The 17,034-nt window shown below is 33.6% G+C and carries 15 protein-coding genes; 10 read left to right on the top strand and 5 right to left on the bottom strand.

The annotated features are described in order from the left end of the window. Window positions 1-47: 47 nt before the first annotated feature. From STK_RS13965 to STK_RS13985, 5 genes are all read left to right on the top strand, one after another. Window positions 48-1,289: an FAD-binding oxidoreductase gene (locus tag STK_RS13965; protein WP_010980634.1), complete on the top strand. Its 1,242-nt coding sequence runs from the start codon at window positions 48-50 to the stop codon at window positions 1,287-1,289. Next, window positions 1,286-2,173 carry a DUF1177 domain-containing protein gene (locus STK_RS13970; protein ID WP_010980635.1) on the top strand — a complete coding sequence of 296 codons (888 nt, stop codon included), beginning with the start codon at window positions 1,286-1,288 and terminating at the stop codon, window positions 2,171-2,173. The genes STK_RS13965 and STK_RS13970 overlap by 4 nt, the downstream gene beginning before the upstream one ends. Window positions 2,174-2,177: 4 nt before the next feature. Beyond that, window positions 2,178-3,299, top strand: a complete 1,122-nt coding sequence (locus tag STK_RS13975) for a M20 family metallopeptidase (RefSeq protein WP_052847045.1) — start codon at window positions 2,178-2,180, stop codon at window positions 3,297-3,299. Between the two features lie 84 nt (window positions 3,300-3,383). Continuing rightward, window positions 3,384-3,989, top strand: a complete 606-nt coding sequence (locus STK_RS13980; protein WP_010980637.1) for a helix-turn-helix domain-containing protein — start codon at window positions 3,384-3,386, stop codon at window positions 3,987-3,989. 172 nt (window positions 3,990-4,161) lie between these two features. Beyond that, a complete protein-coding gene (locus STK_RS13985) occupies window positions 4,162-5,583 on the top strand; it encodes an APC family permease (RefSeq protein ID WP_010980638.1) in 1,422 nt (473 codons plus the stop codon). A 118-nt stretch (window positions 5,584-5,701) separates the two neighbouring features. Here the strand turns inward: STK_RS13985 and STK_RS13990 are convergent, their stop codons facing one another. The 5 genes from STK_RS13990 to STK_RS14010 all read right to left on the bottom strand — a co-directional run bounded on the left by STK_RS13990 (window position 5,702) and on the right by STK_RS14010 (window position 11,641). Then, entirely contained in the window at window positions 5,702-7,012 is a 1,311-nt protein-coding gene (locus STK_RS13990; RefSeq protein WP_010980639.1) for an RNA-guided endonuclease InsQ/TnpB family protein, read from the bottom strand. Continuing rightward, entirely contained in the window at window positions 6,999-7,409 is a 411-nt protein-coding gene (gene tnpA, locus STK_RS13995; protein ID WP_010977980.1) for an IS200/IS605-like element ISSto1 family transposase, read from the bottom strand. Before tnpA ends, STK_RS13990 begins: the two co-directional genes overlap by 14 nt. 133 nt (window positions 7,410-7,542) lie before the next feature. Then, window positions 7,543-9,495, bottom strand: a complete 1,953-nt coding sequence (locus STK_RS14000; protein ID WP_052846817.1) for a Sip1-related alpha-galactosidase — start codon at window positions 9,493-9,495, stop codon at window positions 7,543-7,545. Window positions 9,496-9,705: 210 nt separating this feature from the next. Continuing rightward, entirely contained in the window at window positions 9,706-10,563 is an 858-nt protein-coding gene (locus tag STK_RS14005) for an SMP-30/gluconolactonase/LRE family protein (protein ID WP_010980641.1), read from the bottom strand. Between the two features lie 313 nt (window positions 10,564-10,876). After that, window positions 10,877-11,641: an SDR family NAD(P)-dependent oxidoreductase gene (locus STK_RS14010; protein ID WP_052846819.1), complete on the bottom strand. Its 765-nt coding sequence runs from the start codon at window positions 11,639-11,641 to the stop codon at window positions 10,877-10,879. A 221-nt stretch (window positions 11,642-11,862) separates the two neighbouring features. Between STK_RS14010 and STK_RS14015 the strand changes: the two genes are divergently transcribed. From STK_RS14015 to STK_RS14035, 5 genes are all read left to right on the top strand, one after another. After that, window positions 11,863-13,275, top strand: a complete 1,413-nt coding sequence (locus STK_RS14015) for a sugar porter family MFS transporter (protein WP_198429707.1) — start codon at window positions 11,863-11,865, stop codon at window positions 13,273-13,275. A gap of 271 nt (window positions 13,276-13,546) precedes the next feature. Continuing rightward, window positions 13,547-13,843 (top strand): UxaA family hydrolase, encoded by a 297-nt coding sequence (locus STK_RS14020; protein WP_052846820.1) that lies wholly within the window; start codon window positions 13,547-13,549, stop codon window positions 13,841-13,843. A 5-nt stretch (window positions 13,844-13,848) separates the two neighbouring features. Beyond that, window positions 13,849-15,012 (top strand): UxaA family hydrolase, encoded by a 1,164-nt coding sequence (locus tag STK_RS14025; protein ID WP_010980645.1) that lies wholly within the window; start codon window positions 13,849-13,851, stop codon window positions 15,010-15,012. A 3-nt stretch (window positions 15,013-15,015) separates the two neighbouring features. After that, a complete protein-coding gene (locus STK_RS14030; RefSeq protein WP_010980646.1) occupies window positions 15,016-16,128 on the top strand; it encodes a mandelate racemase/muconate lactonizing enzyme family protein in 1,113 nt (370 codons plus the stop codon). 32 nt (window positions 16,129-16,160) lie between these two features. Further along, window positions 16,161-16,802: a GntR family transcriptional regulator gene (locus tag STK_RS14035; RefSeq protein ID WP_010980647.1), complete on the top strand. Its 642-nt coding sequence runs from the start codon at window positions 16,161-16,163 to the stop codon at window positions 16,800-16,802. Window positions 16,803-17,034: the final 232 nt, after the last annotated feature.

Below are 17,034 nucleotides of genomic sequence, written 5' to 3' on the forward strand. Positions count from 1 at the left end.
TTAGTTAAAGGAAATTCTTTAATACGAACATTTTAAAAATACTTCTGATGGAGACATTTTTATTGGCTAAAAAAGAGTTTGAAAAAGAATTTGGTTCTAAATTTATTGATACTGAAGAAATTATAGATGAGTATTCAAAAGCTCCTTACTTAGTTTCACCTATTCTTTCAAAAATGGGTAAAAGAATTTTGGGTGCTGTAATAGCTGAAGATGAGAATGACATTGAATACGCTATTAAAGTTTGTAGCAAATATCGTATTCCTTTATTGGCTAGAGGTGCTGGTACTTCAACAATTGGTCAAGTTTTACCTATTTTTCCCTCAATAGTTGTTGATATTCAGAAATTGAATAAAGTATTGGAACTTGATGGAGACTTTTTAAAAATATCTCCTGGCGTTAAAGTTTTGCAAGCACTTAATTACTTAAGAAAAAAAGGAAAGGAGTTAAGAGTATATCCTAGTAGCTTTTATATATCTACATTAGGAGGTTACATTGCCGGTGGAGATGTAGGAATAGGATCTTATCAATTTGGATATCATTTTCATGGTAATGGGATCAGACGCGTAAAAATAGTAGCTCCTAATGGATCTCAAGAACTTACTGGAGATATGACTTTAGCCGTTGCTCAAGCTGCCGGGACTACTGGAATTATAACTGAGGCTGAAGTAGCTGTTATTGATTATGAAGACTGGAAAGATCAATTAGTACGTTTCAATAACGTCAGTGAAGTAGTTAAGTTCTTAAAAGATTTAGAAAAAGAAAGATCTAATATAAGAAGAATTACAGTAGAAGACGAAGAAGCTTTGGCTTTGGTCTCTCAAGGTAGAGTTAAACCGGGAAAGTGGAATGTTATATTAGCAAGCACTAAAAGTTTCGGAGAAGAAGTAAATATGAGGTTTTTAGACGAATTAGCATTCGCAGCAATTTACGTGACTATGAGTAAGTTAACTAGATTTCCAAACTATTTCTACGAGGTAAGATTGCTACCTCTAAATAGTTTTCTGAGTGTTGTAAGTCAAATAAAGAAAGCTTTAGGTTCAAACGTATTAATTCACGGGGATGTTATGACTTTAAGAGGTGAAACGATAATCTATACTGTATTCATGTCAGATAAAAGCAATTTCGAACTAATAGATTCGATAATGATAAAGGAGGGTATACCATTTGAAATACATTCCCTAGTAGTAAATGATAGAGTTGATGAGGAATATAGACTAGAATTAATGAAAAAACTAAAGAAAATGGTTGATCCGCATGATATTCTAAATCCAGGGAAGCTGAGAATATGATTTTAAAAACTCTAATTGACGTAATTGATATCTTAGAATCTAAAAACCCACTAGAGATAATTAGAAAGAGATTAGAAAATAAGGTTAAATATGAGGAAATTACAGTGGGTGAGGTTCCTTATATTAAAGTTTTATATAAAGGTGGAGGGAAGGATAAGATTGAGATTTTAGGAAGATTAGGAGCAATACAGATGATTAATACGAATAAGGGTTTAGTTTCTGATGCTGATGGCGCTATTATCACGTTAACTACACTTTTCGAACTTCTTGACCTAATGGATAAAGGAATTGTCTTTGATATTGATATAGTATTTGTTACAAATCTAGCTACTAAAGCTAAACTTATCCCTCATAAACCATTTGACTTTATGGTTCCATTAATGGGATTAGATGATGCATTAAAAATTGAAGTAGACCCTACAGCTTCATTTATATTATCTATAGATTCTACTAAGGGGAATAGGTTAGCAAAATACGACGATTTTGCATTAACACATGTTATTAAAGACGGTTATATATTGAAATTGCATGATAACGTCATTGATATCTATAATAGAGTTACTGAACACGAAATTTATATGGTACCTCTTACTACCGGTGATCTTACACCTTTAGACTATAATGTATATCATATTAGTACTTTAATTTCCCCTTGGCTGTATACTTCTTCACCGGTCATTGGCTTAGCAACTGTTTCTAAACAAGTAATACCCGGATATGATACTGGAGTTCAAAATCTAACAATGTTTGAGCATGCATCTAGATTTTGTGTTGAACTTATAAAGTATTTAGAAAAGGGTGGAAAAGTATACGATGAAAACGAGTTAATGGAATTAGAGAGCAAACTAGGTAAATCGAATCTGATTAAGGCTAAGAGAGTGTAAAGTGATGATTGTTTCGTTATTGAGAGATTTAATAGAAATTCAAACGGTAAATCCACCTGGAAAAGATTATGAAACAATTGTAAACTATTTGAAGGATTTATTTTCTAGATTAGGATTTAAAACCGAACTTATAACCATACCGGAGGAATACATTGATAAAAATTATATTTATTCTCCTCAACATAAAGGATATAAAAGAGTTATACTGATTGTAAAAAATTCTAGAGAACCATTACTTCATTTTAATTTTCATTATGACGTAGTTCCACCTGGGGATAATTGGATAACAGAACCGTTTAAACTAAAGATAATTGATAACAAAGCATTTGGTAGGGGAACGTCAGATATGAAAGGAGCTATAGTTAGCTTATATTTAGCTTTATTAAGGTTCAATGAGACACCAATAGAGATCGCCTTTGTTCCCGATGAGGAGAGTGGAGGAATTGGTTCTAAATATTTAACAGAGGAAATCGGAATTAAACCTAAGGAGGTAATATTTGGAGAACCTAGCTTCCCAAATATCTACATAGGGCACTACGGTATAATAAGAGGTGTTATAAAAGTTTTTGGAAAGCAAGTCCATGCAAGCATGGCGAATGAAGGTGTAAATGCATTTCTTGAAGCATCAAAGTTTGCCCTCAAATTAAATGAAGAACTAAGTAAGAAATATAATATTAATTTGGGCGGATATACTATAAATTCTTCTAATAATGATGGAATAGTACCAGGATTTTTTGCCTTTAGTTATTATAGGGCTATTTCACCTAATGAAGATAAACTTTTTGATAAGGAGATTGTTGACACAGTTTCCAAAGAGTTGGGAATAAATTATGAATTCGAAATAAAATCTGCAATACCAGGATATGTTTCTAAAGAATCAGATTTAACTAAGCAACTAGAGTATTGTGTTAAATCTGTTTTAAATATAAACCCAGAAAAATTAGTCAGCAGTCTAAGATATGATGCAATATTCTATAAAGATTCTGTTTCAGTGAATTTTGGTCCGGGAGATCCCAAACAAGCACATATAGTGAATGAATATATAGAACTAAAAAACATTGAAAAAACTAGTTTAGTCTATGAATATCTGTTGAGGGAAAAAATAAAAAGTTTCAAAAATACGTGATATGAGAAGAAGGATAAAATTAAAAAATTTTTAAGAAGTAAGTAAAAAAGTTTATTAATTGGAATTGGCTAATAACCCGTTAGAATGAAGAAACTATACAAGATTAACTTTTCAATATTACATGAAGGTTGCTGGACCAGTAACGTTAAGGATAAGGTAGTTACATTGAATATCTCAAAATACAATAATAATAAGATAAAAGTTAGTATAATATCGCCTCGACTACTAATAAAAGATCTAGAGAAATCCGAAAATGTATATGATATATTAAAATATAGGAAGATTAAGGGAGGTTATGTTATTGATTTTCTTGAGGAAACAAATAGTACTATATCCGGGTATTTATTATCTGATGATAACATCTTATATCACAAAAATATTGTAAGACAGAAATTAGAAAAATGGGAAATAATATCGCTAAGTAAATCTGTTACTAATAAATTAACTGAAAAATTTAATATTAATACTATTTCAATTAATGAAATAAAACCCTCAGATATATTATATTATGGTCTAACTGAAAAGGAATTATTAGTTCTCAAAAACGCGATTTCTATGGGCTATTTTAATTATCCTAGAGCAGTAAAGGCTAATGATATAGCTAAAAAATTAGGAATAAGCAAACAAGATTTCCTTTATCATTTAAGAAATTCAATTAATAAACTAGTCTCCTCAATTGATTTCGATTAACTTTTCGAAAACTATTTATTACCTCTTATACTTAAATAACGTCGTATATAGCAAATGACAAATAACTAATATTCTTATAAACTTTTCTTTTAACCCCGTTAAAAGAATAAACAAAAGTTATAGGATTATTTTAAGGTGAAAAAGGAAAAATCTTTCAGCCGTCTCTTATTATATGATGGAAGACAAAAAGAGTGATTTACAAAAACCAGAACTTAAGAGAGATGTGCTAGGAACATGGCTAGTTGCAAGTTACGGTATAGCAGCTAATGCACCAATAGCTGTTGCAACACTCTATTTTGTAGGTTTAGCTGGGCTAGTTGGTGGGGCAATGCCACTCACAGTTCTCCTTTCATATCTAATTTATGCTACCACCTTAGTAGTAATTTATGAGTGGAGTAAAGAGATTGCAGCCTCTTACGGATATGTCGCTATGATAAAAAAGGGTCTCAATAGTAGCTTAGCAGCATTTACTGTAGGTTACGGATATATTTACCAATATCTTATTGCTGGTGCCGCCGGTTTCGGAATATTAGGGTTAGCCTCGTTCATTTATCTAATCTCTCCTAGTATACAGGTAACAATGCCTTGGTTATGGGCTTTAATTGTAGTTATAGTCACGGCTGAAATCACATTAATAATGTGGCTTGGAGTAAAACCAGGTGGAATTCTTAATCTTATTATAGGTTTAATATCAATAGGTTTCTTAATAATAACTTCGCTATATTTAATAGTTATCGCAGGTCCTAAGAATACTATTTATCCTTTTACGGCTCTTCCCGTAAATAACAACTGGGCTTCAGTATTAACTGCAATGATATTTGGAGTAACGACATTTGGAGGAGCTACTACACCAATAGGAGTTGCGGAAGAAGCTAAAATACCTAAGAAAACTTTACCTAAAGCACTCCTCATAACTTTCCTTCTTTTAGGAATTGGGTTAATTCTTAACTCTTATGCTCAGACAATAGTTTATGGAATAAATAATATGTTTAATTATGCTAATCTACCAGATCCGATGATTATAATATATAACAAATATTTTAACCCCGTCATAGTTGGTCTTCTCATATTCTTAGTAGCATTTATGTTTAACTCCTCTGCTTTAGCATTTGCTACAAGTGGTAGTAGAATGATATTTGGGATGGCTAGAGACGGTATACTTTATCCTGAAGTTTTTTCTAGAACTAATCGTTACGGAGTTCCAGGCAATGCCATTATACTAACTGGTATAATCACTGGTGTGGTTAGCCTTATCAGCGGATATATTTTAGGGCCGTTAGAGGCCAGTATATTCTTGATAACCTTCGGTTCATTTTATGTAGCTTTAGGACATTTATTTGCTGCAATCGGGCTAATAACACACAAGATAAAGTTAAGAAAGGCAGATATAGTAAAACACATAGTAGTACCATTAATTTCCATAGGATTATATTTAGCAGTAATATATTTTGGTACTTATCCAGCCCCAGCATTTCCTCTTAATATAGCAGTATATACAGCGTGGGGTGTTCTATTACTCCACATAATTGGATATTATATATTAAGAACGAGAAACCCAGAGAAAATAAGACATTTTGGGGATTATAGCCTATAGAAGTTATTTAGCTTCTTTTTTATAAATAGTTAACTAACATAGAAAAAATGAGAAACTACAATTTGCATTATCAAAAACCCTAGTACTCTATTATCGACTAACTGACCTCCTCCTCGCCCTAAAGGGCGAGGGTTCCCTTAGGGCGGTTCATAGGTTTGTGGTTTACCACCTTCATCCTCACAACTTCATAGTTAGTGGGTGCGTAAAGCACCCACCCCGCTCCGTTCGTCCAGCGGTAGACCACGGGCTGGGTCTTCAGCCCATTACCCCTATCCCTCACTGGGAGTTGCCCTCCACTCCCAGATCCTAGGGACTCGGGGATATGTAGGATATTTATCGCTCCATTCAGGTCTGCGTTTATCACTTTCCCTATGCGGGGACACTTAAATAGGCCGCGTTTAACACGCCCACTTTCGTGGGCTTCCCCGCATAGGGAGCACGTCTTAGAAGTATAAGATTCATCCACTTTAACAACCCTAATTCCTAGTTCTTCCCCAATCTCCTCAAAACGCTTAATAACATACCTGTAGTTCCAGAAGTTTACAGTGAGTTTATTACCGTGGTTCCTATTAATCTCTTTAGGATAACCTATAACAACCTCGCTTACCCGTTTGTCCTTCAACAGCTCCACTACTTTCCTAACCATACTGTTTAAAGCGTGTTTGAGGAACCTACTCCTATTCTCGTAGAGGAGTTTCAGCTTCTTACTCCTATTCTGCTTATGCCTCGCTAAGGTCTTCTGAACGATTCGTATCTTCTTGCTATAATACTCATACTGTGAAAGAACACTACCACCCTTGAAAAGGTACCAATTACCATCTTCTACGTAAACTGTTGCTAAATTGATGATTCCTAAATCAACAGAAGCCCTCAGATTGCCCTCAACTTTCGTTTCACTTTCAACCTCCACTGGAATATGAGCATACCAACTCCTCTTAGCTTCGTTGTAAATTATTTCTAATCTACCTTGTTTCCCGTGCCACTTGAGTTTCCCCTTAAACCTCAGAGAGAGTTTGAAGTCCTTCAAATAGATGATCCTCTTGTTCTCATCCACCTCATAACGATCGTTCCTAATGATTAGGATTAGTTTATAATTTCCACTTTTATCTTTCCAATACCCTGGAGGTCTTGGTTTAAACCACTTTGGTAATTTTCCCTCCTTCTTCTCTTCGATTAGGGAGAAGAAGCTTCTCCAGTCCTCAGCGTTCTTTCTAGCAACTTGTTGAACGTTAACCTTTAACACGTGTTTGTACTTCTCGTACACCTCCTTTTCTGTCTTAGCAAAGTCTACTCTCTCCCCTTCCTTGTACTGTTGCATCCTTAACCAGTTCACTTCGTTCCAACACTTCGCTGTGGTAATAGCCAACTCCTTCAGTCTTTCGTGGGTTTGCTTGTCTACTATTAGTTTAACTACGTTAGTCCTCTTCACCCTCTTTCACCCACTGTTCTTCAATGTACTTCTTTATCGTCTCGCTGGATATGTTACCAGAAGTCGATACGAAGTAGCTTCTAGTCCAGAGCTTCCCGTTAGTAGCTTTCTTCAGCTCTGGGAACTTCTTGAGTATTAGTCTTGCTGATTTTCCTTTGAAGTAGTTTGCTAAATATGACGGTGCGTATCTCGGTGGGCAGTTAACGAATAGGTGGATGTGGTCTGGCATTACTTCTAGGGCTAATACTTCACAGCCCAACTCTTCTGCTATGGTTCTTAGTACCTCTTTAGTGTATTCAGCTATTTCGCCTGTTAACACTTTCCTACGGTATTTCGGTATCCATACGAAGTGGTAGTTGCAGAGGTACTTTGCATGCCTAGTTGATTTGTATTCCACACTTTAAAGTATTCAAAATAATTTTTAAACTTTACCCCGCCTTAAAAGGCGAGGCTGCCCCGCGTTTTGTCATTAAAAAGTGTAAAGAAGTCACCTATAATTATGGCGTTTCTAATTTAAACCAAATGAAAAATTACTCGATACTAACTATTTCTTCAGCTTGTATACTTATTTCTTTCTTTGTAGAATCTTTTATGTAAACTAAAGTACCGTTAGCTTTAGAGTACACCCTATTATTTCCAATAATCTCTATTGGATAAGGAGGCAAAAGATACTCTTTAAGTCCCACTATATTTCTCCCTTTAGGCAAAATTATCACAATCTCTGCTTCAAGTTCCTTCAATTTTACTTTAATATCGCCTTTTCCTAGTTCACCAGAAAACACTTTATAATAAATTGCTTCTTTATCGGTCTTGTAGACCTCTTCAATTTCTTTCTCATTTACATTAAAGAAAGCTATTGCATCATACCCTTTAACCTTACTTCTAATTTTTAGCAGAACATCATCTTTTAAGGGATTTTTAAACAGCAGATCTGGCGTAATAATACCCGGTTCATCTACTCTAACTATTTCCCCATTTGGTAACAATACTGACTTAAGTAGCTCAACGTTTGTTCTTTCTGGATGCCTATCAGTAATATATATTGGACCTCCACTGAAAATCCTGGCTATTAGATGTATTTTAGCATAGGGATCATATGAGATGAACATATCATAGTCTGGATAAGCTATTTGAGAAGTTAGTAGGGAATTGTACGCGTTAAAGAGTATGTGCAACTTCGCTCCTTCTTTCCAAAAAGGAACATAATCAATTGAGTTTCTCATAATATTACTGTATAAATAGTTACAATAGTTTTCTGGGGTCATAGACATACAATTTATTATATCTAAACCAAAGATACTTTGAAGAGAAAACTGTATATTTCTAGCCATAATGCCTATAGGTAATCCCTCATATATAGCGTGAATAACCCATTGATTATCTACCTTAACGAAATCAAAACCCTCTCTCATAATATGACCGTCAAATTCCTTGTAAAAGTGAAGAGAATCTTCTAGTGATGAGGCTGGCGGAACATAACTATTAAGGAACTTACTGAAATAACCGGTAACACTATACGTTTTTAAAAAGTTTTGTGTTAATCCTCCCCAATGACCGTTTATAGTATGCCATAAGCCTACATACTTAACTCCTAGTGCTCTTAAAGATTCTATGAGTTTTTTAAACCCGCTGGGAAATTTCTTACTATCCGGATTTAAGGAATTTAAAGCCCTATCAGAGTTTTGATCCTGCCAACCATCATCTATCAGAACCCAGCTTAGCTTTACACCCCTATCAATTATGCCCTTTACCGTTTTCAACAAATTTTCCTCATTTAGATCTTTAGTTAGGAAAGCGTTCCAACTACACCAGCCCAATCCATTTAACAATTTCTGAGGAACTCCCTTTTGTTCTCGCAGTTTAAATGTTAGTAAATGTTTAGAGGCTATTTCAAATGAAGATCTTATAGCCTCATAAGGATCTTCTGAAATTCCAATTGATAAGAAATAACTTTCTGGAATTGTATCAGTGACTAACCCAGTATAAACTATAACTTTGTCTGATGATAAATAACTCGTTACATAGTTATTTGAAAGAGATAGTATGGCTTCATATTTTCCATTTTCTTCAGCTAATACAAAGACAGAATAGGCTGGAATAATCCCGACAACCGGATAAATCCAACAAGGATAAGTTCTTAAGTAACTTTCATGATCTAGATTCTCTAATTTATAATTAACTTCTTTAGGGGGCTCTGTTTCTGGTACTTTGTCGACAGCAAGTGAATTATAATAATTAAAGGCTTTTCCGTAAGTTTCAGCATATATTTGTTGGGTTGTAAATGATAATACATTATTAGTATTAATGTCCAGCTTCATTTCTATAGGAAATTTAGATAGTCTAATGAGGGACTTAACCTCTACGCTTAATAATTTACCTTTATCAAACTCCTTAGTATGTAACCTCACTAACGCAATATTTTCACAATTTCCTTTTTCATCACACGTATATTTCTTCCCATTTTCATCATATATCCAAATCATCTTGTCATATATAATAGCAAAGATAATTATTAAGATAATCAGTTTTGGTTTGCATATTATGAGAATTAACATTCCTTCTAACTGCCTCTCTTTTACATAGCTAGAGTTAAAAATTATGTAGTTGTTGATTTTGAACTTTATTTATTGATTGATTTAATACTATAACTAATACTTAATATACAAAAATTGATAATTTAACCTTACCCTTTCTTATAATTTTTTAAATCTATATGATGGAATTCCCTTTACATTTACGTGCGTAGTGAAAACCCTACCGCTTAATGGTTCGTCTTCTTTACTTGCAGTGGTTATAAATAACCTATTCATTTCATGCATACCGAATGTGACTGAAGTAACATAAGTCACTGGAAGCTTTATTTCAAAGACTTTTTCTCCCCGCGCTGACCACCTACTAACTCTCCCTCCACCCCAATGGGCTATCCATAAATATCCTTCCTCATCTATCGTCATACCGTCAGGATTACCCGGTTCTCCATTAAAGTCAATCAAAACTCTTTTATTGTATATCTCTCCCTTGTTAAGGTCAAAATCAAAAGCATAAACTTTCCTTATCGGGCTATCTATTAAGTACATGACATCATTATCAGGACTCCATCCTAAACCATTAGATACAGTTAAGCCAGATAAAATTTTGGTTATATTACTTTTTTCAAATCTGTACAAGTTACCGGTAGGACCGGATTTCTTCATATTCATTGTACCCGCCCAGTATCTTCCTAGAGCATCGCACTTTCCGTCATTAAATCTATTCTCCTCGTAATCAACTTCTACTTCTCCTATTCTATTTACATTTTTTGTTCTGAAATTTATAATATAAAAACCATGCCTTATCGTAGCTATAATTTCATCTTCTGAAATAATACATAATGAGGAAACCAAATCTGGAGTTTCGAACGCGTTCTCTGAATTACTATCAAGGTCTTTAATCAAAATTTTCTTTCCTTCAATATCTACCCAAAAAAGTTTATTTAACTGTATATCATAAACAGGTCCTTCTCCTAATTTTGCTTTATATACGCTAAAGGCTTCTACATTCATATTATTCATTAATTATTAGAGTTTTAAAGTTTTTAATAAGAGGTTTATTAAGATATACGTGATAGTATGCATGAGCGATTCAGATTTCTATTGAATTCATTTTATTTTGTTAACATGAGATCAAATAATTTCTTCTCTATTTGATACTTACGGAAGCATGAGATTATACTATTAAAAAAGATATTCAATCAACTATTTCTTCATAGAATCATATTAATTTTCTGAGAGAAAATACAATTTGCAAAGTAACTTTGAAGAATCCATTCATTAACTATCTGTAACCCTACCATAAACACAAAGATTATCTTTAAAAATTACATTATCATACCGCACCAGAAGTAATTTCTTCTGGATCTGGCTTTCTGCTTATTATTCTCCCTCCATCTATGATTATCTCAGTTCCAGTTATGAATGTATTGTAATCTGAGGCTAGAAAAGCTAACAAATTAGCAACTTCTTGAGGCCTGCCCATTCTTCCGAGAAGTGTAGCTGCATTTTTATCTAGATTTTCTGGGACTTTTTCACCTTTAGTATATATAGGTCCCGGGACAACCGCAATAACTTGAATTCCATATTTTCCTAAATCTACAGCAAGACTTTTGGTCATAGCTATAAGACCTCCCTTAACTGTAACGTAAGGTAAGGATTCCGGCAATGGGTAGTGAGCTTGTATAGCAGCTATGTTTATTATTTTACCTTTAATACCATTTTTTATCATAAGTTCAGCTGCCATTTTTGAAAGTAACATAGGGGCAGTAAGTACTAAAGATATCATCTTATCCCACTCTTCTAATGTAACATTGAGTATAGAATATCTAGAATTAGTTGAAGCATTATTAATTAGACAATCTATAATTCCTATTTCCTTTTTATACAACTCTATAAATGAGAGGAGTTGTTCCCTAGAAGTTAAATCTACTTTAACAAATTGAATACTATTGTTCTCTTTTTCGACTGATTCAATATTTCTCCCTAAAGCTATTACTTTTGCACCAAGCTCAGCAAATAGTTTTGCTGTGGCCAATCCTATTCCGTGAGTACCTCCAGTAATTAGACATGTTTTACCTTTGAGAGATATTTCCATGATTATCGTGAAATAAAAGAGCTAATTAAATATTAATATCTTTATTATAATGTATACGCATCAAAATATTATGAGACATAAATTTATCATAAAAACGAATTATGCAAATATTATCTAATATCTATTTAATCAGTGTAATAACTAAAAGATTTAATCAATAATATTTAACATTTACATCATTGTATACCATTAAACTTTATATATGTAAATGTATACAATAATATTTGAGGAATTACCATGATAATTCCTATGAGGAGGTGGTAAAAAGATTAGATAACGCTGAAGTTATAAGACTACATATTTTAGCAACTATTATAGGTGCACTAGGGGGATTTCTATTTGGATATGATACTGGAATAATAGGGAGCGTGTTGGTATACGTTACACCTCTTTTTCATTTAACGCCGCCAGAAGTTGCAATATTAACTTCTGGCACATCATTATTAGCAGGCATCGGTGCACTTGCGGCTGGACCTATAACTGATAAATATGGAAGAAAATCACTACTAGTTACAGATGGCATAATGTATGCTGTCTTCGCTCTGCTATCTGCGATAGCTATAAACTCATTTCTCCTTATTTTATGGAGAAGTTTAGTAGGTTTCGCTATAGGTGCAGATACCGCAATAGCTACTGCTTATATATCCGAATTTTCACCCAAGAGATGGAGAGGGAGATTAGCGATAACTCAACAATTAATGATATTTTCGGGAATTACTGCTTCTTTCTGGGCAGGATATCTACTTTCTTTCTCAGCTAACTGGAGACTAATGTTAGGCTTAGGAGTAATTCCAGCGGTAATTTTAGTAGCTTTAAGAGCGTTTTTACCTGAAAGTCCCAGATGGTTATTACTTAATGGAATGGAAGAAAAAGCAAAGAACATACTAAGAAAATTTGGAGTTAATATCGCAGAAAATGAACATATTGCAGCTCCATCTAAAGAATTATCATTTAAGGAAATGTTCAACAATAAAGCAATTAGAACCGCTATAATATTGGTAGGTCTATGGTTAGCATTTCAACAAATAACAGGTATAAATGTTATATTATATTATGGTCCTACTATATATAAATATCTAGGATTAACCGGACCGAGAGCTATTCTTAATACAGCAATCTCAGAATCATTAGGAGCAATAGAATATGCAATTTCATTTTATCTTATAGATAAATGGGGAAGAAGAAAGCTAGGAATTTTTGGATATGCTGGATTAGTAGGATCTTTAGCTATAATGTTAATAGGCCTAAGAGCCTTTACGTCAGGTATCGTATTTGCTGGTGTAGCTTTAGTTTTTACTGCAATGACATTATTTCTACTGTTCTTCCATGTAGGTGTAGGCGGAGTAGGATGGGTTCTACAAGGAGAAACAATACCAACGGAAGTAAGAGGAAGAGGTGCCGGTTTATTAGCAGCAATAGACTGGTTCGCAAATTTTGTAATAATATTTATTTTTCCATACTGGAAGGCAGCGTTTGGAGTTTATTCATTCTTCGCATTAGAACTTGTACTATCTATATTAGCAATAGCAATAGTATACTTATTCATGCCAGAGACCAAAGGAGTATCATTGGAAGACATGTTAAAAGTATTTGAAAGAGGGTTAAGTGTACAAAGGCAAAAACAGTATGCTAAATAATATGTTAATTCCTTCAAATAGAATTATAAAAATTTTTATTTAAAATCTTTTTTATTCAACTATCAATATGAAAAAATATTAAAGCTAGGAGAAACTCATCTGCTTATAACCCCTTGAGTAAATAAAGGGGGCTAAAACGAGTACTAACAAGAAGAAAATCCACGCTCTATAGAAGTAAAGAAATTAATGGCAATTATAGATTACATTATACGAGTAACATTAGTTAATGTATACAGTTAAGTATATATACTTTTTTACAAGACTATATATTATGCCACATTTTTTAATTCACAACAAGCAAGATAATGTAGGGGTAGCTGTAGTGGATATAAAGGCTGGAGAAGAGGTTGAAGGAGTTTATATCGAGGATATGGCAATTGGTCCTAAAATTAAGGCTCTCAATGATATACCATTGGGTCATAAAATTGCATTAACTAATATAAAGAAGGGCGATGTCGCCATTAAATATGGAAGACCTATAGGGATTGCTATATCCGATATCAAAGCTGGTGAGCACGTTCATATACATAATATAAAATCGATTAGGTGGGGAAATTTAAAGAGGTGAGGTAAATGGAAAAGGTTACTATTAAAGGTTATATAAGGGAAAACGGTAGTGTTGGAATAAGGAATCATGTTGCGATAATACCGGTTGATGATTTATCAAATAGTGCAGCAGTAGCAGTTTCAAGAATTATTAGGGGCACAATTGCTTTACCTCATCCTTATGGTAGGTTACAATTTGGGAAAGATTTAGATTTACTCTTCCACATATTGTCTGGGACCGGAGCAAACCCGAATGTTGCTGGAGCTATTGTTATTGGAATTGAGGATAACTGGGCTCATAAAGTTGCTGATAAAATCGCTGAAACCGGTAAACCAGTGGAAGTTTTTCCAATTGAAGGAAATGGTGATTTAAGAGTAATTGAGAAAGCGTCTAGAAAGGCTAAAGAATTTGTTCAATACGCAAGTGAGAAACAAAGGACAGAAGTTGACTTATCATCAATTGTTGTGAGTATAAAGTGTGGAGAGAGTGATACAACATCTGGTTTAGCATCAAACCCAGCAACAGGCTATGCTGTAGATAAATTAATTGATTATGGTGCTACAGTTCTATTTGGTGAGACTTCAGAGTTAACGGGAGCTGAGGACATAGTTGCTAATAGGATTCCAGATCTAACATTAAGAGAAAAATTCATGAAGATTTATAAAGAGTACGTTAGTTTTATTGAATCACAAGGAGTTGATCTATTAGGCTCTCAGCCTACGGAAGGAAATATTAAAGGCGGTTTATCTACGATTGAAGAAAAGGCTTTAGGAAATATACAGAAACTTGGTACCAAACCAATCACATGTGTATTGGACTACTTAGATCCTCTTCCTTCCGGATCATCTCGCTTATGTTTCGTAAACACCTCTTCTGCTGCAGCTGAAGCAGTAACGTTATTTGCTGCTAAAGGTTCTGTTCTACATTTATTCACAACTGGGCAGGGAAATGTTGTTGGTCATCCTATTATTCCAGTAATAAAAATATCGGCAAATCCTAAAACTGTAACAACAATGGCTGAACACATAGATGTTGATGTATCGGACTTACTTCAACTTAAGGTTTCATTAAAAGAGGCTGGAGAAAGAATATTTAATTATGCTTTAAGGGTAATGAATGGAAGATTAACATCAGCAGAAGTACTTCAGCATGATGAATTCTCTCCTATAAAATTATACATAAGTGCATAAAAAATGAAGGTTTCTATTTTACCAGCGTCAATACCTTATGTAGATAATCCTATGCCAGAATGGGTTGATGAGTGGGGAGTACAATTATTTACAAAAGTTAATTTAGGTGATTATGCTGGCTATGGTGAGGTTCTAATAGCTGGTAGTGGCATTATCTCAGCTTATATCGGTGTTTTTGAGGATCTAATTATTCCTTATTTAGAAAATGTAGAAGTTGTCTCAATAAATGAGGTAGTTGAAAAGTTAGAGAAAATGTTATACTCTGCTGGTCTATGTAGTATAACTTTAGGTTCTATTAGTGGGGTTGAAACTGCATTATGGCATGTTTTTTCAAAGATGAGGAATATGAAAATTTATGAGTTCTTTGGAGGCAAGGTAAGGGATCGCGTCCCGGTTTATGCTAGTTTTCCACGATATAAGAGCGTTGATGATATAGTAAGTGCAGTTAAGGTTGCAATTAATAGAGGCTTTACCCTTGTGAAGCTACATCAACAACCTCAGATGATTGAGGATGCTTTGAAGAAAATTAGGGAGATTTTTGGTTTTGAAATTAAGATAGCTATTGATTTTAATTCTGCTTTTGATTACTCATCAGCATTATCATTTTTGAATAAGATCCACCGTTATGAGATTGAATGGTATGAGGAACCGATTTATCCTCCAAACGATTACGATAATTTAAAGCGTTTAGCAGAAAAATTCCCAATATCTGCTGGGGAGAATGAATATACTATTAATAGCTTTAGGAAGTTGATTGAAAGTGGAATTGAATATGTGCAACCGGATATTTCTAAGATTGGTGGTTACTTGAAAATGATTAAAGTTATTGATTTAGCCGAGAGTTACGGAGTAAAAGTCATGCCACATTTAAGGCCTCAGAGATCTGGAATAGCACTATTTCACACTCTACAACTTGCGTTAGCGAAAAGGAATATAGTTCAAGTTGAGTTCCCATTAGCTCAAATTCCTTCAGAACTGTTTAACGCTGAGTTCAATATAAACAATGGTTTAGTAAAGGTTCCAGAAGATGTTTCATTAAATGAGGAAATACTACGCGAAAAATATAATTTCACTAGAAAACTAAGGATTTTGAAATTTGCTGATTTGGCAACATAATCTTAAATACTTTTTTTTCCTAGTTAATTATTGTGTCTTTATCACAATTGGCATATGAAAAGATCTTGAATTTAATTATAAACGGCAAGTATAAACCAGGGAATTTGCTTAAGGAAGATGAATTGGCAAACACTCTTAATATTAGTAGGACACCTGTTAGAGAAGCTTTAGCTAGATTAGAGAGGGATGGTATTATAATAAAATCTGGGAAGTCGTATTCTGTTATTCCTTTATCAGCAGAAGATATAATTCAAATTTATGAAATTAGGATTCCTTTAGAGGCTGAAGCAAGTAAGTTAGCTTCTATTAGGGGTACTGAGGAGGAGTTAAAGAAAATGTTAGACATTATAGAAGAGATAAAAAGAGTTAAGGAGGATGCAGAACCTTTGACTTTAGCTGAACTCAATGGAAAACTTCATAGAACTATAAGTGAAGCTTCCCATAATAAATTTCTGGCTGATATATTAGAGAATATAAGATTAAAATTAAAGATAGTTAGGGTAACACTTTTTACTAGTTTTCAGAGGAGAGAAGAAGAATTAAGAGAACACAGTGAAATTGTTACGGCTATTATAGAGAGGAATCCAGATAAAGCTTATCAACTTATGAAGGAACATGAACTAAATGTTCTAGAATATGTAAAAAAGAATATTTTACCAATACTCTTTAGATGAGTTACTTTAACCGTCTCGGTAGAATATATCTTACTGTATACATTAATCTCTTCCTTTTAAAATCTCCTCTAACTTGTTTTCTACTTATTAACATTTTAGTCTACAATTAGAATGTAAATGATAATTTTGTTAATTAATAAATCTTATAAAATAATTTCTGATTCCAATCTATTTCAAGATTTATAATTAAGGAGAAGTAAGAATTAGCCTATTTCCAGAATTTTATAATATA

The organism is Sulfurisphaera tokodaii str. 7 (assembly GCF_000011205.1).
GTDB classification, from domain to species: domain Archaea; phylum Thermoproteota; class Thermoprotei_A; order Sulfolobales; family Sulfolobaceae; genus Sulfurisphaera; species Sulfurisphaera tokodaii.

Bases quoted from the DNA above. Each gene is read 5' to 3' on its own strand.
- STK_RS13965 (WP_010980634.1), top strand. From the start codon at position 48: ATGGAGACATTTTTATTGGCTAAAAAAGAGTTTGAAAAAGAATTTGGT.
- STK_RS13970 (WP_010980635.1), top strand. From the start codon at position 1,286: ATGATTTTAAAAACTCTAATTGACGTAATTGATATCTTAGAATCTAAA.
- STK_RS13975 (WP_052847045.1), top strand. From the start codon at position 2,178: ATGATTGTTTCGTTATTGAGAGATTTAATAGAAATTCAAACGGTAAAT.
- STK_RS13980 (WP_010980637.1), top strand. From the start codon at position 3,384: ATGAAGAAACTATACAAGATTAACTTTTCAATATTACATGAAGGTTGC.
- STK_RS13985 (WP_010980638.1), top strand. From the start codon at position 4,162: ATGATGGAAGACAAAAAGAGTGATTTACAAAAACCAGAACTTAAGAGA.
- STK_RS14000 (WP_052846817.1), bottom strand. From the start codon at position 9,495: ATGATTTGGATATATGATGAAAATGGGAAGAAATATACGTGTGATGAA.
- STK_RS14005 (WP_010980641.1), bottom strand. From the start codon at position 10,563: ATGAATAATATGAATGTAGAAGCCTTTAGCGTATATAAAGCAAAATTA.
- STK_RS14020 (WP_052846820.1), top strand. From the start codon at position 13,547: ATGCCACATTTTTTAATTCACAACAAGCAAGATAATGTAGGGGTAGCT.
- STK_RS14025 (WP_010980645.1), top strand. From the start codon at position 13,849: ATGGAAAAGGTTACTATTAAAGGTTATATAAGGGAAAACGGTAGTGTT.
- STK_RS14030 (WP_010980646.1), top strand. From the start codon at position 15,016: ATGAAGGTTTCTATTTTACCAGCGTCAATACCTTATGTAGATAATCCT.